Source organism: Flavobacterium soyae (assembly GCF_045348165.1).
GTDB lineage: Bacteria > Bacteroidota > Bacteroidia > Flavobacteriales > Flavobacteriaceae > Flavobacterium > Flavobacterium soyae.
In genome coordinates this window covers 3187226-3208041 of record NZ_CP150845.1, presented here as the reverse complement: position 1 = coordinate 3208041, position 20816 = coordinate 3187226, and the positions used below count along the sequence as shown (strand labels likewise).

The window sequence follows — 20816 nt, the reverse complement described above, 5'->3', positions numbered from 1 at the left end:
AAAACTGAATACTAAAAACTGAGACTGAACACTTAATTTGTACGCAATACTTGACATAGAAACCACTGGAGGACAGTTTAATGAGGAAGGAATTACGGAAATCGCCATCTATAAATTTGATGGACATGAAGTAGTAGACCAGTTCATAAGTCTTGTCAATCCCGAAATTCCTATTCAGCCTTTCGTTGTAAAACTGACCGGAATCAACAATGCTATGTTACGATCGGCACCAAAGTTTTATGAAGTTGCCAAACGTATTATCGAAATCACTTCTGATTGCGTTATTGTCGCTCACAATGCTTCTTTCGACTATAGAATTTTACGAACAGAATTCAGACGTTTAGGCTATGATTTTGAAGCCAGAACACTTTGTACAGTAGAATTAGCAAAAAAACTAATTCCAGAACAACCATCATACAGCTTAGGAAAACTAGTGCGTGCGCTCGGAATCCCTATGGCAGACAGACATCGCGCCAGCGGAGACGCTATGGCAACTACAAAGCTGTTTAAAATGCTTCTTGAAAAAGATGTTGAAAAAACAATCGTAAAAGACTTTATAAAACTTGAAGTTGAAAAAGGAATTGCTCCAAAATTCCTTGACCTTTTAAGTCAAATGCCAGCAAAGACTGGTGTTTATTATATCTATAACGAAAATAGTACTTTAATTTATATTGGTAAAAGCCAAAATATCAAAAAGAGAATCAATCAGCATTTTACCGGAATTACAACTAAAAGTAAAAAAATCCAGACCGAAGTTTTCACCATTACTTATGATGAAACCGGCAGTGAATTAATAGCGCTTTTAAAAGAAAGTCAGGAAATAAAAGTTAATCGTCCGCGATACAATCGTTCTCAAAAAAAAATAGTTTTTCCGCTTGCTTTATATGCCGAAAAAGACTCTAATGGTTATTTAAATTTAAAACTCGAAAAAGCCGACGGACGCAAAAAAGAAATTACATCTTTTGCTTCTTTACAGGAAGGCAAAAATGCACTTTTCAGGTTTACTTCGAAATATCATTTGTGCCAAAAGTTAACCGGCTTATACCAAACAAAAAAAGAATGTTTTCAATATAAAATAAAAGAATGCGACGGTGCATGCATTGGCGAAGTTACACCTGAAATTTATAATTTAAGAGTACAGCAGTTTATCTCTGAAAACAGCTTTGAAAACAAAAGCATGATTTTAATCGACAGAGGTAGAAATATAAACGAGCGAAGCGCTATTTTAATCGAAAACGGGACTTATAAAGGATATGCTTATTACGATCTTAATTATCAGATTACCAATGTAGATATCCTAAAAAAGATACTAATTCCCATGCAGCACAACCGCGATGTAAAAAATATAATTCAAAGCTACATCCGCAAGAGCAAATCTCTAAAAATCCTCAATTTTTAACAAAACAAAACTTTCATTATCTTCGCAGATATGAAAAACAGAAAATCAAAATACGAAATCTTTAGAGAAAAAATCAAAATTATCCTGTATGGTACCAACACCATTTTGGGCCGAATGTTTGATTTGGTTCTTTTAGGTTTAATTTTATTAAGTGTTCTTTTAATTATGATGGAAACCGTTGAAGGGATTAATCAAAAATACCATCAACAGCTTATTATCTGCGAATGGATTATAACTGTCTTTTTCACAATCGAATATATTTTAAGAATCATCTCAATTCAAAAACCTGTTAAATACGTTTTCAGCTTTTACGGAATCATCGATTTACTTGCCGTATTGCCTATGTATTTATCAATATTTTTTCCAGGTGCAAGCGTCTTATCTGTTGTCAGAGCATTACGTTTTTTCAGATTGTTCAAAATATTACATATTCCGCAAATTTCTCATCAATCGGCACAGCTTCGGGATGCAATCGAAGCCAGTAAAGAGAAAATTTTAGTATTCATCTATTTTGTACTCATCAGTACCGTAATCATTGGTACAATTATGTACTTAGTCGAAGGTAAAGAATCAGGATTTACCAGTATTCCAATGGGAATTTACTGGACAATAGTAACCTTAACAACAGTAGGGTATGGAGATATTTCGCCTCAATCTCCTTTAGGACAGTTTATTGCTGCACTAGTAATGATTTTAGGTTACGGAATCATTGCCGTTCCAACCGGAATTGTAACGGCAGAATTTGCAAAAAGCAGCCTGAGAAGCAGTTCCGTAAACATTAAAAAAACATGCAAAAAATGCCAGTCGCAAGTCCATTTTGATAACGCCAAATACTGCTGCGAATGCGGAACTCAATTGCAAATTAATTAATTTATGGAGCTAATCCAGCTGTACATTCCAACTCCTCCTTATCTTTGTTGTTTTTTTAAGGCATAAAAGGAGCTTCCGCCGGTCGCTCTTTTATACCAAAAAAAACGAACAAATATAAGTCCGGGGTTTCCATTTCCATCTGGGCTAAAAAATATGAAATACCTAATCACCATTGTCGGACCAACAGCTATAGGCAAAACAGCCTTGAGTATTGCTTTGGCACAGCATTTTAAATGCGAAATCGTTTCTTGCGACAGCCGTCAGTTTTTTAAAGAAATGACAATTGGAACAGCGGTTCCAAATCAAGACGAATTAAATGCTGCCAAACATCATTTCATTCAAAATAAATCCATCTTTGAAAATTACACCGTTGGCGATTACGAAAAAGAAGCTTTAGCCAAGATCGAAGAACTATTTCAAACCAATGACTTTGTAATTCTTATTGGAGGATCAGGCCTATATGTTGATGCAATTTTAAAAGGCTTTGACGAATTTCCGGAAATTGATCCGCAAGTTCGTTCTCAAGTAAATTCAAATTACGAAAAACTAGGAATTGAATATCTTCAGGAACAATTAAAAAACTTAGATCCGGAATATTATCAAAAAATAACAGTCGAAAATTCACAAACATTGCAAAACCCGCAGCGAATGATGCGTTTTGTAGAAGTTTGCATTGGAACTAAAAAACCATATTCCTCATTTCTAAATCAAAAGAAAAACAATAGAAACTTCACTCCTATTTTAATAGGTTTAGACGCTGACAGAGAAATAATTTACAATCGAATCAACCAGCGTGTTGACATTATGATGAACGAAGGTTTACTTGAAGAAGCAAAAGCATTGTATCCTAATAAAGCGTTAAATGCACTTCAAACCGTGGGTTATAGAGAATTATTTAGTTATTTTGATGAAGAATTCACTTTACCATTTGCCATTGAAGAAATCAAGAAAAACACAAGAAGATTCTCCAAAAGGCAATTAACGTGGTTCAAGAGAAATGAAAACACAAAATGGTTTGATTATGCAGCAGATAGAAAAGAAATTTTAAGTTATATAGAAACTGTAATAAAATGAAATCTTTAAAACTAATAGGAGATATTTTCTTTGTTTTCTGTACAGTTATTTTAACTACAGTATTTTATACAACACTTAAGGAAAAAATTGAAAAACCAAATTTTAAAAATTTAGATACTACAGGATTCATAATTTTTGGAATAATCGTATTAGGTCTTATTTTTATAAGCTTTAAAATAGTATCAGCATATTTCAAAAAAACCAAAATTTAAAATCTATTCTCTTTCATCTTTCTTCTATTCTTAAATAGAAAAAATCTAAACTCAACAATCTAAAATCTAAAATTTAAAAATGCCAATATCTCCAAATTTCACATCAGTTTTAACTAAGGACTGGGAAATCAATTTCACACAATGCACCCCAACTGGTTTTTTAAAATATACCGATTTGTGTAATATTTTACAATTAACCGCCGCAGCGCATTCAGAAATTGGGGGAATTAGTTTTTATGATATGCAGGAATTTCACCAAGCCTGGGTTTTAAGCCGAATGCGCGTTGAAGTTCACTCTTTACCAAAATGGCAGGATGTTGTAACCGTAAAAACATGGATCAACAGTCTGGAAAATTCACACTCGGTCCGTGCGTTGGAAATGTATGTAAACGGAAAAAAAATCGTAGGCTGCGAAACGTATTGGGCCGTTTTCAATACACAATTACGCCGTCCGGAAGCTTTGGCTTTACCTTACGAACATTTTGAATTATTCCCTGAAAACAGAGCTACAGAAGAAGGTTTTTCTAAAATAAACATCAATCACGAAAAAGAAGCTGTTTTTCAAAAAATAGTTTATTTATCTGATTTAGACATTGTAAATCACGTAAATAATGTAAAATATCTGGAATGGTGTCTTGATCACGTTGACCCAAAAAGAATCCTGAAACAAGAAGTTAAAAGCTTCGAAATGAACTTTATGAAAGAGCTTTCGCTAAAAGATAATGTTGTAATTCATGAAAGCGAAGACGATGATCATACAACAGCGACATTCAGTATTACAAAAGGTGAAAAAACTTGCTTTGCGTTAGAATTACATTGGAAATAAACGGCTATTTCATTCCTGCAAGGTTTTCAAAACCTTGTAGGTATTTACATTTGCAAGCGTTTTACTCAAATTTCGATATTAATATCTAAATAACAAACCTACAAGGTTTTGAAAACCTTGCAGGAACTTATACTAAATAAAAAAAACGATGCAATTTGCATCGTTTTTTTATCAAAATCATTTCGATTTCTTTTTAGAATCTTTTTTAGATTTCTTTTTCTTCTTTAGTAAATCAATTTTGCCTTCAATTCTTTTCTCTACATCGCTAATATTACATTCGTATGCAAATTGTAAAGAATGAAGCTTAGCATTTTTAATTTCCTTCAAAGCTTTCTTAAACTCATTCTGTGCTTCAAATAAAATCGCTTTTTTAACGTAAATATCAGATTTATTAATTCCTTTTATCGTTAAAGCAAAATCAATTAATTTTTGTGCTTCTTCATAATCTTCGTTCAAAATTAAAGTCTGCAAATAATACGGATAAACTTCAAGCGCATGAATATTAATCGATAAAGCTTCCTGAAAATAGGATTTAGCCTCATCATAATTCATTAACTGTTCTGCCTGAATTCTTCCGTACAAGCACAAAACCATTGTATTTTTTGCATCATAAGAAAAAGCATAATCTAAAGATTCAATTGTTTCTTCAAGCGAAAACGGATAGTTATCCAAAGCCTGAAAAAGGTATTTATCAATTGTTTTCATTTTATGTGTTGATATTTATTGTTTTTTTTGGTCACATATAATTCGCATATCATCATTGTTTTTTACGACCAGCTTTTTAATTATGCTCATTTCGTAAATCGTTTTTTAATTTCTGACGAGTTCCTTTGTAACTTTTCTCTACTTTGTTCTTTTTAAAATCACTCCCGGTAAAGACCCTCACAGGGTTGCCACGCTCAATATTGAGCTGATTTTCCCATTGTTTGCCCACGTGATTTTTAAGCTGAACCAGTTTCTCGTCTTCTAGTTTTTTTAATAATCTTTCTGTTGCCAGTTTTTTGTTTTGGTGCTGCGATCGGCTGTCCATAGAAACAACTGCAATTCCTGTTGGAATATGTGTTGCCCTAATTGCCGAACTCACTTTGTTTACATGCTGGCCGCCAGCGCCCGAACTTCGCATTGCCTGATATTGAATATCATTTTCTGAAACTGATGCATTTTTCTGCGGTTCGATTTCAAAAATTCCAATAAACCAGTTTTTACGTTTGTGCATTTTCCTAAACTGACTTTGGCCAATCCACTGAATGGTTCCAATCCATGATTTCACAAAACTCTCAGCATTTTCTCCTTTTATCGAAATTGAAGCTGTTTCAACTGTTCCATTTTCCTGACCTGCTTCTCGTTGAAGTAAAACAGTATCTAAATTTTGATCTTGTGCTTCTTCTAATACTTTTTTAAGCACTTGGGCGACAACCCAAGTGCATTCTGCAGGTCCGCGACCCGCTGTTATTTGAATTATTCTTTCCATTTTAAATCTCTTTTAGCGATCCATTCTAACAATCTTCGGCGTAAAAGTTCCTAAGACTTCGACCAAATCGGTTTGGTTTGCCATCACTTTTGTAATGTCTTTGTATGCCATTGGCGCTTCATCAATATTTCCTCCAATCAAGGTTACATCATTGGCTTTCAAAACCTTTTTGATTTCGCTTTGTGTAAAAGTGCTTTTGCATTTCGCTCTCGAAAACAAACGTCCGGCGCCATGCGAAGCAGAATTCAAACTCTCTACGTTTCCTTTCCCTTTCACAATATAACCAGGCGCAGTCATTGAACCGGGAATAATTCCCAATTGCCCTTCTGCTGCTGGCGTTGCTCCTTTTCTGTGCACAATACATTCCTGACCGTTTACCATTTCTTTCCATGCAAAATTGTGATGGTTTTCAATTGTAACCACTATCCTTTTCCCAATCGCTTTAGCAATTCGTCTATGAATATCATCGTGACAGGCTTTTGCATATTCTCCAGCTAAATTCATTGCCAGCCAATATTCCTGACCATCATGTGTATTCAAATCCAGCCAGGCTAAATGCTGTACATTTTTTGGTAACGGACATTGTTTTGCTGCCAAGTAGGTATAATGCTTCGCAATATTTGCACCTAAACCACGAGAACCACTATGTGAAAGAACGGCGAAATACTCGCCTTTTTCAAGCTTCCAATCATTCTCCGGATTTTCAATTTTAGCAATTCCAAATTCTACAAAATGGTTTCCTCCGCCTGAACTTCCTAATTGTTTATAAGCTTTTGGTAAAAGATTCTTTAGCAGCGGAATATCCTGAAATTCACTTTTATGAAAAACTTCATGATCTACTCTTGAAGCGTATGTTTCATTCATCCCGAATTTTGTATTGTCTTTTAAAATTGCTTCTAACTGATGTTCTTTTCCTTTGAAATGCGACGCTGGCAAATCAAAAATTGAAAGGCTCATTCGGCATCCAATGTCAACTCCAACTCCGTACGGAATCACAGCGTTATCTGTTGCTAAAACTCCGCCAATTGGCAGTCCATATCCCGAATGTGCATCCGGCATTAAAGCTCCGGCTACTGAAATTGGCAGTTTCAACGAATCATACAATTGAAATTTTGCCTGCTGGTCAATTTCATTTTCTCCAAAAATCGTAAAAGGAGCCCTTGTTGATTTAAGCTGATGCATTCTTACCTGAACCGGTTTTATCAAACCTTCAGCAACTTTTCCCCAAGTTCCGTGGCCTTCAAATTTTTCAGGATTCAACAGAACGTCTTTCGCCTCTGTTAAAATAGATTCCTTTTTTTCTCTTTTTCTATATCTGTTTATCTGCCCTAAGGCGATATTTATTGAATTGTTTTTTGGAAAACCCAATTTAATCAGGTCTTTACCAGTTAATTTATTTCCCATAAATTTTTATAATTATGTTTATGCATAATCAAGTCAAATTGAAACCAATCAAGGATTCAAGAATGAAATAAGCATGCGGATTTTTTATCCTTTCGGATAGTTTGTAAAATATTTTTCGGGAAAATTTTGAAGTGTCTAGAATAAAAAAAGCCCGAAACTAAATGTCTTCGGGCTTTTTTATATATCTAAAAATGTATTTCTAAGATTGAAATAAGCCACGAAGAAGTGCTGCACCAAATCCGTTTGGTGTGAAGTTTTGTGATGTCGATGTAAGTACAAACATTTTTCTTCGTTTTTAAAGGGTTATTATTTTTTTCGTCTGCAAATATTCAGAATTGTTTTTTGAATTTCCAAATTTATTTTTCAGAAAAGTTGTATGAAAAATATTTTTAGCTTTAAATTCTTCAACAAATAAGAAGTTATTGTTTTGAAAATGAAAGCAATAGATTATGTAGAAATAAAATTAGAAATTTTAATATTTTATCTAGTGTTTGTCATTTCGACTGAAAGGAGAAATCGCACGCGTATATCGACAAAGATTGGCGACTTACGTTGCAGATTTACGAGTGCGATTTCTCCTTTCAGTCGAAATTACATGATTGTGTTGCAAATTTAAAACCAAATTTTAGGACATAAAAAAAGCCCTGATTACTCAGAGCTTTTATATCGTTTTTAGATGAATTTATTATTCAGAAACTTTGCTTTTTACAACTAATCTGAAACCTTCTCCGTGAATGTTAAGAATCTCAACATCTTCATCAGATTTTAGGTATTTCCTAAGTTTAGCGATGTAAACGTCCATACTTCTTGAAGTAAAGTAGTTGTCATCTCTCCAGATTTTAGTCAAAGCTAATTCTCTTGGCATTAAGTCATTTTCATGAAGAATTAACATTTTAAGCAATTCATTCTCTTTTGGAGACAATTTAATTGGCTCTTCATCCTGGAAAGTCAAGAATCTAAGTTTTGAGTTTAAATGGAATTTACCAATATTAAATTCAAATTGTACTTGCTCTGCTTTTGTATCAGCTGATTTTCTTTGAATAATCGCTTTGATTTTCATCAATAAAACTTCTGAATCAAAAGGCTTATTTAAATAATCGTCAGCACCAGCTTTGTATCCTTTTAATACATCTTCTTTCATAGATTTTGCTGTCAAGAAGATAATTGGCACTTCGCTGTTCTTTTCTCTAATTTCTTTTGCTAAAGTATAACCATCTTTATAAGGCATCATTACATCAAGAATACATAAATCGTAAACGTCTTTCTTGAATTTTTCGAAACCTTCCATACCGTTTTTAGCTAAAGTAACTTCAAAGTCATTTAACATTAGATAATCTTTAAGAACCGCCCCAAAATTTAGGTCATCTTCTACTAAAAGTATTCTTTTGTTAGTATTTTCCATATTTTAATTTATTAATGGTATTTTTATTATAAAGGTGCTACCTTTTCCTTTTTCGCTTTCAACATATACTTGACCATTGTGATCCTCTACAATTCTTTTTACATATGCCAGACCTAAACCATGTCCTTTTACATTATGAAGATCTCCTGTGTGCTCTCTATAGAACTTTTCAAACACTCGTTTTTGAGCTATCTTACTCATTCCTAAACCATGATCTTTTACTTTTATCAAAATCATGTCTTTTACATTCTCTGTAAAAATTTCAATTTCAGGAGTATCAGGAGAATATTTTATGGCATTTTCTAAAATATTTACCAAAACATTTGTAAAATGAACTTCATTGATTAAACAAGTCGTTCTTGCTGCATTATAATGTTTTACTACAGTACCTTTTCTATCTTCTAAAATAAGATTTACATGCTCAATTGCATCGTCAATTACATCAGTCACCACGGTTGGTTCTTTAGTAATATCAAGTTCTCGTTTTTCTAATTTTGAAATACGCAAAACGTTTTCAACCTGTGCATGCATTCTTTTATTTTCATCCCTTATCATTTGAAGATATCTATAGACTTTGTCTTTATCTTCAATAATTTTAGGATTTCTAATTGCATCCAGTGCTAAATTTATTGTTGCAATTGGAGTTTTAAACTCATGTGTCATATTATTAATAAAATCTGTTTTGATTTCAGAAATATGTTTTTGACGCAATAATTGATTTAGGGCACTTGTATAAGCAACTATTATAATTAAAGTAAAAACTATTGACAGAATAGTGATACTTAATAATTCTGATAGCAAAAATTTCTTTTTATGAGGGAAAGTAACTGACAATTCATACCTGCTATTTCCTTCATTATCAGTATATATCGGAATATTATATGTCGCTTCTTTGTCGTAGTGAAATCCATCTGATTTAATCTTAGTTGGAACACCGCTGCTATAAATCCCAAATTCGAACTTCGTCTTAACTCCGTATTCTTGTAATTCTTTCTTTAAAAGCTTAGAAAGTTTATCTTTAGTAATTCTTCCTTCAATTGGAGTTAAGGATGCAATATCTTTATACTGAATTTGCTGCTGAACTTTATTTAAAATATCTAAACTTCCTGATTTTTCAATTGTAAGGTCTGGTATTATGCTTTGACCTAAATTGTTATTATCAATTCCGTTATTGTTATTATAAACTTCGGTTACTCTTTTAGAGCTGAAATTCTTAAATCTCTCACTACTGAATTTTTTATTAAAAAGCGATCCGCTTATATCGTAATCTTCAGAAGTCAGCGTATTAGAATAAACTATTGTTTTATTTGTTTTTGTATTTCTCTGCACATAAAATACTTCCAGTAAATCTTCCTTTTTAGGAATTTTACCTGTACTGTCTTTTATGCGATTATATTTATCGTAAAAACTGTATTCTTCTTGCTGTTCAAGTTTGTCTGCAACATTTCCGATAACTTGGGTAACGTGGTATTTAAACTGCTCTTCATTATTTTTAAATGAAGAGTTAAACCAAAATACCTGCACCAGAATTATCCCTATCAAGGACAAGCTCATCAGTAAAACAAGTATTCTAAAAAATAATTTATTCATCGAAACAAAATTAATATTTTAACAATATACTAAATAATACATTAACCAAATATTAACATTTAAGACTGTTTTTGTTTTATATTCAAAATTTTAAGAATTTTAACAACTTCTTCTTTAGCAATTTTAAGATTACTGTTATTAATAACAAAATTGCTCAAAGAAATTCGTTTTTCATCATCCCACTGCATTTTCATTCTGCTTAAAACGTGTTCGCGTGTTGCATTATCACGTTTCATCACTCTCTCAATTCTTAATTCTTCAGGAGCAGTAACTGTAATTATATAGTCCAGTTCTTTGTACTTGCCGCTTTCAAATAAAATGGCAGCTTCATAAACTACAAAAGCTTCATCTTTATTTTGTGATAACCAAAATTGAAAATCTTTTTTTACCGCAGGATGTACAATCGAATTTAAAACTTCTAATTTATCTGCATTATTAAAAACAATATCAGCTAATTTTGCCCGGTTTAAAACATTATTTTCAAAGAGCGATTCTCCAAAAGCATTTTTTAATGCTGCAATAATTTCTGCCGACTGCATTATTTTTTTAGCTTCATCATCAGCGATGTAAACAGGAACCCCCATTTCCTTAAAAAAAGCAGTGATTGTCGTTTTACCGCTTCCTATTCCGCCGGTCAAGCCGATAATTTTTGTCATATTATATTTTAAAAAACATACGAGGAAAAGCTTCTTGCGGTTTCTTCTTTAGTAAAATAACTTTCACAAAAGATTCCAAAAAACCTGTTCCATAACCATAAAATTGCTTCCAAACAGCAATAACCGATAAATACCCAATTTTGATACTTTTATTCTGAATACTTGCTGTAAGAAAAATAATAACGAAATATACAAAATATAATTGTAATAAAATATCAATATTGAAAATTAATAGTAAAAAAGCTATCAATAAACCTACAATAAATACGGTTGGAAAGAAGAAAGTAAGTTTATTATGTTCTGGATACCAACTGTTTAATATTGGTCTTGCTATACCGAATTTTTTTACCTGAATGGAGAATTTTTCCCAGTCAATCCTACGTTTGTGGTACACAAAAGCCTCAGAAAACAGTCTGGTTTCAAATCCTAAGTTCCATAAACGGATCGATAAGTCGGGATCTTCGCCAGGATGAATATTTCCAAAGCCTTTTGAAGCTTCAAAAGCTTTCTTCGAAATTCCCATATTAAAACTTCTTGGCTGGAATTTATTAATTTTTTCAGAACCGCCACGAATTCCGCCTGTTGTAAGAAAAGATGTCATTGCAAAATTAATTGCTTTTTGAATGTTCGAAAAACTTTTCAAGGCTTTATCCGGCCCGCCAAAACAGTCCACATATTTTTCATCTAAAGCTTTACGAACTTCAGTTAAATAATTATATGGAATAATACAATCAGAATCAAAAATGATAAAATAATCCCCTCTCGCCTTCTGCATTCCAAAATTTCTAGAATCGCCGGGACCAGAATTTGGTTTAAAATAATATGAGATATTCAATTTCCCATCATAGTTCATTACAACATCTTTACAAGGAATCGATGATCCGTCTTCAACCAGAACAATTTCAAAAGGTTCATTATAATCAGATTTTGTAAGACTTTCTAAAAGTTCATCAACTTCGTCCGGGCGATTATACACGGGTATAATTAAAGAAAAAATCATAGCAGGAATGCGGTTTTAAGTGGAATATTTTAAACTTTGAAAATTTCAGCAAAGATAGTTATATTCATAAAAAAACCACCAACTTTTGGTTGATGGTTTTTACTGTAAGATTTATGTGTTTTTATTTGATACTGTCAATAGTAACTACTTCATTAGCTTCTGCTTTGTAGTCAACTCCTGCAAATTCAAATCCAAATAAATTTAAGAAGTCATTTCTGTAACCTGCTAAGTCTCCAATAGTCGGTAACGTTTCTGTTGCAGCTTCTTTCCAAAGTTCAGCCACTTTTGCCTGAACATCGTCACGCATTTCCCAGTCGTCAATTCTAATTCTTCCTTTTTCATCAACAGGAACTTCAGAACCGTTGTATAATCTATCCTGAAATAAACGCTGAATCTGCTCGATACATCCTTCGTGAATACCTTCTTCTTTCATGATTTTATACAAAAGAGAAATATATAACGGAATAACCGGAATTGCAGAACTTGCTTGTGTAACTAATGCTTTGTTTACAGAAACATAAGCTTTTCCGCCAATAGATTTTAAGTTATCAGTAATAGTAAATGCTGTAGCTTCTAAATGGTCTTTTGCACGGCCAATTGTTCCTTTACGGTAAACTGCTTCTGTTAATGCCGGCCCAATATAAGAATAAGCTACTGTTGCAGCACCTTCTGCCAATAAATTTTCATTTTTTAAAGCATCAATCCACATTGCCCAGTCTTCACCTCCCATTACTGCGACTGTGTTTTCAATATCTTCTTCGTTTGCAGGAGCGATCGAAACCTCAGTTACATTTCCTGTATGAAAGTCGACTGTTTTGTTTGTAAAAGTCTGCCCAATTGGTTTTAAAACCGAACGGTGTAAAACTCCCGTATTAGGATTTGTACGCACTGGAGAAGCTAAACTGTAAATTACAAGGTCTACTTGTCCTAAATCAGCTTTTATTAAATCTAATGTTTCTCTTTTTATTTCGTTTGAAAAAGCATCTCCGTTGATACTTTTTGCATATAGACCTGCTTTATGAGCTTCTGCTTCAAAAGCTGCAGAGTTATACCATCCTGGTGAAGCTGTTTTTCCTTCAACCGGCGGTTTTTCGAAAAATACTCCAATTGTAGCAGCATCTGATCCGAAAGCACTTGTGATTCTTGAAGCTAATCCGAAACCTGTTGAAGCACCAATAACTAATACTTTTTTTGCTCCGGCAATTGCACCTTTTGATTTGATATATTCAATTTGATTTTTAACATTTTGCTCAGCTCCCTTTGGGTGGGCAGTCAAACAAATAAATCCTCTCATTCTAGGTTCTATAATCATACTTTTTTTATTTACTCATAAATCAGCCATTAATCAGGATAAACGACGATTTATTTATGTTTGTTTAATTATTTTTCGATGACAAATATAAAGTATTTCTTTAGTTCAACAAGGCCTTGGCGTGATTTAAAGCCGAATCTGAAACGACTGCTCCGGATAACATTTGAGCAATTTCTATAACTCTTTCGTCCTGAGACAGTAACTTTAATTCTGACTGTGTATGATCGCCTATTGTGGCTTTAGAAACTTTGAAGTGCGAATCTCCTTTTGCTGCAATCTGCGGTAAATGTGTGATCGCAAAAATCTGCATTTTGGCACTCATTTCTTTCATAATCTCTCCCATTCTAATGGCAATTTCTCCCGAAACTCCGGTGTCAATTTCATCAAAAATTAAGGTCGGTAATTTTGAATACTGTGCTAAAATTGCTTTAACTGCCAGCATAATACGAGACATTTCCCCGCCTGACGCTACTTTTTTCAATAAACCGAAATCAGTTCCTTTATTGGCTGAAAATAAGAACTGTAATTCGTCTTTTCCGTTTTGAAAATAAGTTTCAGATGGTAAAAGTTCAATATTAAAACGAACATTTGGCATTCCTAATGTTTCTAAAATCGATATTAGCTGATTTGATAAAACCGGAATTGCATTTATTCTATTTTGATGAATTGTTGCTGCAAAAGCATCTAATTCTGTTGCTTTTTCTTCGATTGATTTCGATAAGGTTTCGATTTCTTCTTCGATATTATCTAATTCTAAAAGTGTATTTCCTAAATCTGCCTGAATTTGAAGTAATTCGTCTACAGAATTAACATGGTGTTTTTTTTGCAGATTAAAAATTAACTGCAGTTTTTGACTTACTAATTCTAATTGCTCCGGATCGTTTAATAATTTTTCAGAAGCGTTTTGCAATTCTTTTGAAACATCATCAAATTCAATAGAAATACTGGTGATTCGTTCAAAAAAGTTTTGATATTCTGCCGAAAACGGCGCAATTTTTTGCAGTGCATTTTTAATTTCATTCAGATTATGAAATACACCAAACTGCTCTTCATTTGCAATTACAAGCGATTTATCAATTGATTCTTTTATAATTTCGACGTTATTCAGTTTTTCAAAATCAGCTTCTAATTCTGCCTGTTCTCCAGATTTTAATTTAGCCGAAACCAATTCGTTCAATAAAAAAGTATTGTACTCTTGCTCTTTTCCTGAATCACTTTGTTTTTTTAATAAAGCATTTAATTTTGATTTCTCTGATTTATAAACTTTTAATAGATTTTGATAGGTTAGAATTGTATCAAAATTATCAGCAATAGCATCAATTATTTTAAATTGAACCGTTTCATCAGACAATTCCTGGGTTTGCTGCTGCGAATGTATATCGATTAAAAAAAGACTCAAATCCTGTAATTCCTGAAGGTTTACCGGACTGTCGTTTATAAACGCTCTTGATTTTCCTGAAGGTAAAATTTCACGTCTAATTATGGTTTCATCTTCATAATCGAGATCATTTTCTGCAAAAAAATCTTTTAAGCTGTATTTAGAAATTTCAAAATGTGCTTCAATAACACATTTTTCTTCTTTGTTTTTTAATGAAGTTAAATCTGCCCTTTTTCCTAAAACAAGTCCAATTGCTCCTAAAATAATCGATTTTCCTGCACCTGTTTCACCTGTAATTATAGAAAAACCTTTTGAAAAATCAATAGAAAGCTTTTCAATTAGAGCATAATTTTTAATCGATAGTGAAGTTATCATAAAGGGAAATTATAAAAATAAAGTGCTACGAAGAAAGGAAAAAAAATTAAGTTTTTAAAACTTAATTTGCGACCATTTTGAATTATTTAAAGGCGAAACTCTATTCAAAATATCGGTTAAGTCCGTAACAGGAATACTTGGGCCTCCGGAAAAAACAGAAACTATTTCATCTGATTTTGCATCAAAAAATACGCGGGTTAAAAATGCATTTGGCCTAACTGAATTAACTTTTCCAATAAGTAATAAAGAAGATTTTACTTTTTCTTTTGCTCCTTTTAAATCATTGCTCATAGTATCTAAACCTGTATGATATAAAAAAGTTGTCTGACGTAAATCAGTATACATTGGAGAAAGCATATCTGTTATTAAATAATAACGATTTTGAAGTCCGTCTGTCTGACTCCATCCTTTAAATCCGCCTTGCTGAGCAACGCTTGCAATGTTTTGAGCCGTTTCAAAATATTGATTTCCGGCACCACTTTGAAAGGTATCAGCGTCCATACCCAAAATTATGTAACTGTAAAAAGATACTACAGATACTAAATTCGATTCAAAAACAGATGGATTGAACAATAATGGTTCGTATTCTGTGTATCTAAAATTAAAGTCTTTGTCATTAAAATTTAGAACTGGCGAAGAATAAGTCGAATTGTAAATTAATCTTGAAGACTGCACCTGAATAGTTCCTGTAAACTGGTCAGAACTATAGGATGACAATGTAATATACATTGAGCAATTAATTCTTTCATGCTGTTTTAAAGCAGATCCTGATCCTGTCCAGTCTGTTTTATTTACAAATTCAGACAAAGATGCCTGCAGCGTTTTAAAAACCTGCTGATTTGGTGTAGGAAGCCTTTCAGTATTGATAGTTACTGTACAATTTAGCTGCTGCGCCTGAGTAAAGCCAAAAATAAAAAATACGAAAAGTGTAACTATTTTGTTCATACAAATAAAATTTTATTACCCGCAAAAATAGAACAACTATTCTTACTTTTTATAAAATATTTTAAATCTTTATGATTTTGAAAAATGCGAAACCACTTTGTTTAAAATATCGACAGCTACAAATTCTTTCGATTTTAATTCCATTGGTTCGATATTAAAATTTTTATCAATAAATGTTACTTTATTGGTTTCTTGTTTAAAACCGGCACCTTCATCCTGCAAAGAATTTAGAACTATCAAATCTAAGTTTTTTTTCTGGATTTTCAGCTTAGCATTTTCAATTTCATTTTCTGTTTCAAGGGCAAAGCCTATTAAAAACTGATTTTTTTTAATAGCTCCTAAAGAGGACAAAATGTCTTTTGTTTTCTCTAATTCAATCGAAAACTCACTTGCATTTTTCTTAATCTTTTGTAACGCAACTTCTTTGGGTCTGTAATCTGCTACGGCTGCTGCTGCAATTGCTGCATCACTATCATTAAAATGTTTGTGACAAGCATCGTACATTTCCTGCGCTGACATTATATTTATAACTTCAATCGAAGGATTTTTAGCTTTATAATGTGTTGGCCCCGAAACTAAAACAACCTGAGCCCCAAGATTTGCGGCTGCATTTGCAATATCAAATCCCATTTTTCCAGAAGAATGATTTCCTATAAAACGTACGGGATCTATTGCTTCGTATGTTGGACCTGCAGTAATTAGTATTTTTTTTCCTTTAAGGGGTAGTTTACTTTCTAAGTCTGCTTCAAGAAAAGCTATAATATTTTCTGGTTCAGCCATTCGGCCTTCTCCGGATAAACCACTTGCTAATTCTCCTTTTTCAGCCGGAATAATTGTATTGCCGAATTTCTTTAAAGCATTAAAACTAGAAATTGTAGAGGGATGTTTGTACATGTCCAAGTCCATTGCGGGAGCAAAATAAACAGGACATTTAGCCGATAAGTATGTTGCAATTAAAAGATTATCGCAATTTCCTACTGCCATTTTTGACAATGTATTTGCTGTTGCCGGAGCAATCAGCATCAAATCGGCCCAAAGGCCTAATTCAACGTGGTTGTTCCATACAGCATCTTCATCATCCTGATTAAAGAAACTGGAATGTACAGGATTTTTTGATAACGTAGATAACGTAAGCGGGGTTACAAAATCCTTAGAAGCAGGTGTCATTATCACTTGGACATGTGCACCTGCTTTTATAAAAAGTCGTACTAATGAGGCTGTTTTATAGGCTGCAATTCCACCAGAGACTCCCAGTAAAATTTTTTTCCCGTTTAAAACTGACATTATACTATATTATTTGTTTGAACCTCTGTGGTAAGTTTTTCCGTCTAACCATTCCTGAACAGCTAAAGCGTGTGGTTTTGGTAATTTTTCGTAAAATTTAGAAACTTCGATTTGTTCTTTATTTTCAAAAACTTCTTCAAGACTGTCATTGTAAGTTGCAAACTCTTCTAATTTCTCTGTTAATTCTTTTTTAATTTCAGAATTAATTTGGTTTGCTCTTTTAGCCATAATGGTAATTGCTTCATACACATTTCCTGTTGGCTCTTCAATAACTGTTTTATTGTAAGTTATTGTGTTAACAGGAGCATTCGTCTTTTTTAAATCCATGACTTATTTTTATTTAGTATATTTTTGTAAATCCGTTTCAACTCTGGCATTCATTTCGTCTGCCTCTTTTTTATATTTTGTATCGCTTTTAAACTTAATTAAGTTTGCGTAAGCTGTTTTTGCAATATTTAAACGTTCTTCCATTTTTGCAGGAACACTGTTTATTGCTAATTTATATGCTGAATCATATTTGTAAAACAAAGCGTCTTCTTTGAAAGGAGTTCCCGGAAAATCAGCTATAAAATTATCAAAAGCTACCAGAGCTGATTTATAATCTGAAATTTCATTGTATCCTTTAGCATTTTCGTATGCTTTTTTCTCTAATTTTCCATTCAAAACCTGCACAGTTTCATTTGCCTGAGCGATATATTCAGAATTTGGATAGTTATCAATAAATGCCTGTAATTTTTCTAAGGCTTTTACTGTATCTGTCTGGTCTAAGCTGTAAACCGGAGACAATTTTGAATAACTGTAAGCTCCTAAATAAGCACATTCCTGTACTTTTTCGCTTCGTGGATATCCTGAAACAAAACTTTCAAACTGATATCCTGCCAGATAATATTGTTTTGTTTTGTAATAAGACTGTGAAAACATATAAAAAAGTTTTTCAGCCTGAGGTTTACCTCTATATGTTGGCGCTAATTGTTCAAAAAGACGAATTGCTTTATTATACTTGCCCGCTTCGTACATTTTTGTCGCCACTTCGAACTTTGCCGCAACATCTTCATTTTTCAATGCCTTTTGGTAATCACTACAAGAACAAAAAAGGGCGACAACAATTAATAGAGATACTATTTTTTTCATTTATTTACTTTTATTATGATTTTCTTAGACATTATGCCAAAGTAAAAATCACACCGAAGCTTTCGGGTGCAAATTTAGTCATTAATTTAGCGACTGCAAAATAATTTTTTAGTATCTTATAATACTAACACTTTAACAATTATTTAATGCTGTTTTTTACAAACTCATTTAATCTTGCCGCTAAAGCGTCATCTACAGAAACCAGTGGTAAACGAACTACATTCTCAGCAATACCAAGAGCTTGAAAGATTTGTTTGATTCCGGCAGGATTTCCCTGTTCAAAAATCATATCAATACAATCTGATAAAAAGTATTGTGTTTTAAACGCTTCAACAGCTTTTTTATTGAGTCCTAAGCGAATCATTTCTGAAAATTCTTTTGGAAAACCTTGTCCTATTACTGAAATTACACCAGCACCGCCAGCTAAAACAATAGGCAAAGCAATCATATCGTCTCCAGAAATTACCAGAAAATCTTTTGGTGCATTTTTTATAAGTTTTAATGCCTGTGCCATATCACCCGCAGCTTCTTTTATTGCTACGATGTTTTTAAAATCATTTGCTAAACGAACCACGGTTGAAGGAAGCATATTGCTTGATGTTCTTGCCGGAACGTTATATAATATTACAGGAATTGGAGATGCTTCTGCAATTGCTTTAAAATGCTGATAAATACCTTCCTGAGTTGGTTTATTATAATATGGTGAAACTGAAAGTATCGCCTCAAAAGCAGAAAAATCTCTTGTTTTTAATTCTTCAACAATCTGCATGGTGTTATTTCCTCCAACTCCAAGAACCAATGGCAGTCTTCCTTTATTAACATCAATTACGGTGCTGATAACTAACTCTTTCTCTTCTTGTGTTAAGGTAGCATTTTCTGCTGTTGTTCCCATAACAACAAGATATTCAACTCCTCCATCAATCGAAAAGTTAACGACACGCTGCAAGGCTTCAATATCTACTGAAAAGTCTTTTTTAAATGGGGTTACAAGCGCAACACCAGTTCCTATTAATGATTGCATATTTTGATTTATAATTTTATTTTATACTTTTTAAATACTTAAACAATTCAGTAATGAAAAGTTTATACTCAGCCATCGCAGTATTGATCATCCATCGATTTAATTTTTCGTCGACTGAAGAAAATCCTACTTTAAATTTTGCCTTTGATTTACTTGTTATCATCATTAAAATAGAGTTTTCCTCTTCATAATAACTAATCAAAAGATCAAATTCTGTATCAATAAATTCATTTAAAAAAACTTCTGTAACCTTCCCTCTCCAATCGATATGTTTTTTACCGAAAGTAGGTCTTGAATACATTTTTTTCTTATCGAACTTACGTCTGTACGCAGCAACTTTTATGTTTTCTGGAGCAATTCCATTTATCAAAAGTTCTTTTATTAACTCTTTAGAATGGCGAAATTCACTCTCATCAACCAACAAACCAACGGTTTGTATATTACTGGTAAAAACTTCGTCTTTGATAGTTTTTAAGTTATTTTTTAATGATTTTTTTACAAAAAATTCCTTTATATAATTTAAAAACATAGTACTTTTACGAATTACAAAATTAATTATTTAAGCCGCATTTAAAATGGTAAAACTAAAAAAGTATAACCGATTTTTAAAACTTTTTGTTATATTCTTAACACTGATTTCAATATTTTCCTGCTGCACCAAGAATTATAATTTAACGAAGATAGAAGGAAAACAGCTTCCTGTTGCAGAAAATAGTGCACAAACTCCCGAAATTGAGAAATTTATTAAGCCTTATCGAGATCATATTAATAAAGATTTAGACAGTGTTCTTGCTTATTGTCCTGAAACACTAGACAAAAGTACAGGAAAATGGCAGACCACTATTGGAAATTTATTGGCCGATGTTTGTTTAGAAAGAGGTAATAAAGTTTTTAAAACCCGCGAAAATAAAAATGTTGATTTATGCTTTTTAAATCATGGCGGTATCAGGGCAATTTTACCAAAAGGAAATGTAACGACAAGATCTGCTTTTGAAATTATGCCTTTTGAAAATAATCTGGTTGTCCTGGCTTTAAAAGGAGATCAGATTTTAGAGATTACTTCTTATATTATAAGAGAGAAAAAACCGCATCCTTTGTCTGGAATGACTTTTACTATTGCAAAAGACAATACGGCAAAAAATATTATGATTCAGGGTAAACCACTTGATGTAAATAAAACATATTATGTTGCTACAAACGATTATTTGGCAAATGGCGGCGATAACATGAGTTTTTTTGCAAAAAATATTCAGAAATATGATTTGAATTATAAGCTTCGAAATCTGTTGATTGATTATTTTAAAGAAGTCGATACGATTCCGATTCCTAGAGATATTCGTATTACAGAAGAATAAAAGACAAGAGCTTATTACATTTTTTTCTATATGCGTAAAAATTTTAGCCACAGATTAAAAGGATTAAAAAGATTTGCACAGATTTTTTAATCTTTTTAATCCTTTTAATCT

At 32.5% G+C, this 20816-nt stretch carries 21 protein-coding genes; 6 read left to right on the top strand and 15 right to left on the bottom strand.

From position 1 onward, the window contains the following. The first annotated feature begins 37 nt into the window (after window positions 1-37). The 5 genes from AABD74_RS13765 (at window position 38) to AABD74_RS13745 (ending at window position 4381) form a co-directional block, all read left to right on the top strand. Window positions 38-1399: an exonuclease domain-containing protein gene (locus AABD74_RS13765; RefSeq protein WP_406843212.1), complete on the top strand. Its 1362-nt coding sequence runs from the start codon at window positions 38-40 to the stop codon at window positions 1397-1399. Between the two features lie 30 nt (window positions 1400-1429). Continuing rightward, window positions 1430-2269 carry an ion transporter gene (locus AABD74_RS13760; protein WP_232682114.1) on the top strand — a complete coding sequence of 280 codons (840 nt, stop codon included), beginning with the start codon at window positions 1430-1432 and terminating at the stop codon, window positions 2267-2269. Window positions 2270-2422: 153 nt separating this feature from the next. Continuing rightward, window positions 2423-3343, top strand: a complete 921-nt coding sequence (miaA, locus tag AABD74_RS13755) for a tRNA (adenosine(37)-N6)-dimethylallyltransferase MiaA (protein WP_406843211.1) — start codon at window positions 2423-2425, stop codon at window positions 3341-3343. Continuing rightward, entirely contained in the window at window positions 3340-3555 is a 216-nt protein-coding gene (locus AABD74_RS13750; RefSeq protein WP_406843210.1) for a hypothetical protein, read from the top strand. Before miaA ends, AABD74_RS13750 begins: the two co-directional genes overlap by 4 nt. Window positions 3556-3634: 79 nt before the next feature. Then, on the top strand, window positions 3635-4381 hold the full coding sequence (locus AABD74_RS13745; protein WP_406843209.1) for an acyl-[acyl-carrier-protein] thioesterase: 747 nt from the start codon (window positions 3635-3637) through the stop codon (window positions 4379-4381). 177 nt (window positions 4382-4558) lie between these two features. Here the strand turns inward: AABD74_RS13745 and AABD74_RS13740 are convergent, their stop codons facing one another. The 15 genes from AABD74_RS13740 to AABD74_RS13670 all read right to left on the bottom strand — a co-directional run bounded on the left by AABD74_RS13740 (window position 4559) and on the right by AABD74_RS13670 (window position 19879). Then, entirely contained in the window at window positions 4559-5086 is a 528-nt protein-coding gene (locus AABD74_RS13740; RefSeq protein ID WP_232682118.1) for a M48 family metallopeptidase, read from the bottom strand. Between the two features lie 76 nt (window positions 5087-5162). Beyond that, window positions 5163-5852 carry a peptide chain release factor H gene (gene prfH, locus AABD74_RS13735; protein WP_406843208.1) on the bottom strand — a complete coding sequence of 230 codons (690 nt, stop codon included), beginning with the start codon at window positions 5850-5852 and terminating at the stop codon, window positions 5163-5165. 12 nt (window positions 5853-5864) lie between these two features. Beyond that, window positions 5865-7256, bottom strand: a complete 1392-nt coding sequence (locus tag AABD74_RS13730; RefSeq protein WP_406843207.1) for an RtcB family protein — start codon at window positions 7254-7256, stop codon at window positions 5865-5867. A 685-nt stretch (window positions 7257-7941) separates the two neighbouring features. Beyond that, the gene (locus AABD74_RS13725) at window positions 7942-8658 is read right to left on the bottom strand and encodes a response regulator transcription factor (RefSeq protein ID WP_012025443.1); all 717 of its coding nucleotides are present in this window, start codon (window positions 8656-8658) and stop codon (window positions 7942-7944) included. Window positions 8659-8661: 3 nt separating this feature from the next. Further along, entirely contained in the window at window positions 8662-10248 is a 1587-nt protein-coding gene (locus AABD74_RS13720) for a sensor histidine kinase KdpD (RefSeq protein ID WP_232682123.1), read from the bottom strand. 59 nt (window positions 10249-10307) lie between these two features. Further along, a complete protein-coding gene (coaE, locus tag AABD74_RS13715; protein WP_406843206.1) occupies window positions 10308-10904 on the bottom strand; it encodes a dephospho-CoA kinase in 597 nt (198 codons plus the stop codon). Window position 10905: 1 nt separating this feature from the next. Beyond that, a complete protein-coding gene (locus AABD74_RS13710; protein ID WP_406843205.1) occupies window positions 10906-11904 on the bottom strand; it encodes a glycosyltransferase in 999 nt (332 codons plus the stop codon). A gap of 121 nt (window positions 11905-12025) precedes the next feature. Further along, on the bottom strand, window positions 12026-13216 hold the full coding sequence (gene fabV, locus AABD74_RS13705) for an enoyl-ACP reductase FabV (RefSeq protein WP_232682126.1): 1191 nt from the start codon (window positions 13214-13216) through the stop codon (window positions 12026-12028). A gap of 100 nt (window positions 13217-13316) precedes the next feature. After that, window positions 13317-14969 carry a DNA repair protein RecN gene (recN, locus tag AABD74_RS13700; RefSeq protein WP_406843204.1) on the bottom strand — a complete coding sequence of 551 codons (1653 nt, stop codon included), beginning with the start codon at window positions 14967-14969 and terminating at the stop codon, window positions 13317-13319. A 54-nt stretch (window positions 14970-15023) separates the two neighbouring features. Then, window positions 15024-15914 carry a DUF4835 family protein gene (locus tag AABD74_RS13695; RefSeq protein ID WP_406843203.1) on the bottom strand — a complete coding sequence of 297 codons (891 nt, stop codon included), beginning with the start codon at window positions 15912-15914 and terminating at the stop codon, window positions 15024-15026. A gap of 69 nt (window positions 15915-15983) precedes the next feature. Next, window positions 15984-17198 (bottom strand): bifunctional phosphopantothenoylcysteine decarboxylase/phosphopantothenate--cysteine ligase CoaBC, encoded by a 1215-nt coding sequence (gene coaBC, locus AABD74_RS13690; RefSeq protein WP_232682130.1) that lies wholly within the window; start codon window positions 17196-17198, stop codon window positions 15984-15986. A 9-nt stretch (window positions 17199-17207) separates the two neighbouring features. Beyond that, window positions 17208-17525: a DNA-directed RNA polymerase subunit omega gene (locus tag AABD74_RS13685; protein WP_007807938.1), complete on the bottom strand. Its 318-nt coding sequence runs from the start codon at window positions 17523-17525 to the stop codon at window positions 17208-17210. A gap of 9 nt (window positions 17526-17534) precedes the next feature. Next, the gene (locus AABD74_RS13680) at window positions 17535-18329 is read right to left on the bottom strand and encodes an outer membrane protein assembly factor BamD (RefSeq protein ID WP_232682131.1); all 795 of its coding nucleotides are present in this window, start codon (window positions 18327-18329) and stop codon (window positions 17535-17537) included. A gap of 139 nt (window positions 18330-18468) precedes the next feature. Then, window positions 18469-19350, bottom strand: a complete 882-nt coding sequence (dapA, locus tag AABD74_RS13675) for a 4-hydroxy-tetrahydrodipicolinate synthase (RefSeq protein WP_406843202.1) — start codon at window positions 19348-19350, stop codon at window positions 18469-18471. A gap of 16 nt (window positions 19351-19366) precedes the next feature. Then, window positions 19367-19879: a DUF6913 domain-containing protein gene (locus AABD74_RS13670; protein ID WP_232682133.1), complete on the bottom strand. Its 513-nt coding sequence runs from the start codon at window positions 19877-19879 to the stop codon at window positions 19367-19369. A gap of 46 nt (window positions 19880-19925) precedes the next feature. Here AABD74_RS13670 and AABD74_RS13665 point away from each other — a divergent pair, with 46 nt between their 5' ends. Beyond that, on the top strand, window positions 19926-20705 hold the full coding sequence (locus tag AABD74_RS13665) for a 5'-nucleotidase C-terminal domain-containing protein (protein ID WP_232682134.1): 780 nt from the start codon (window positions 19926-19928) through the stop codon (window positions 20703-20705). Window positions 20706-20816 lie beyond the last annotated feature (111 nt).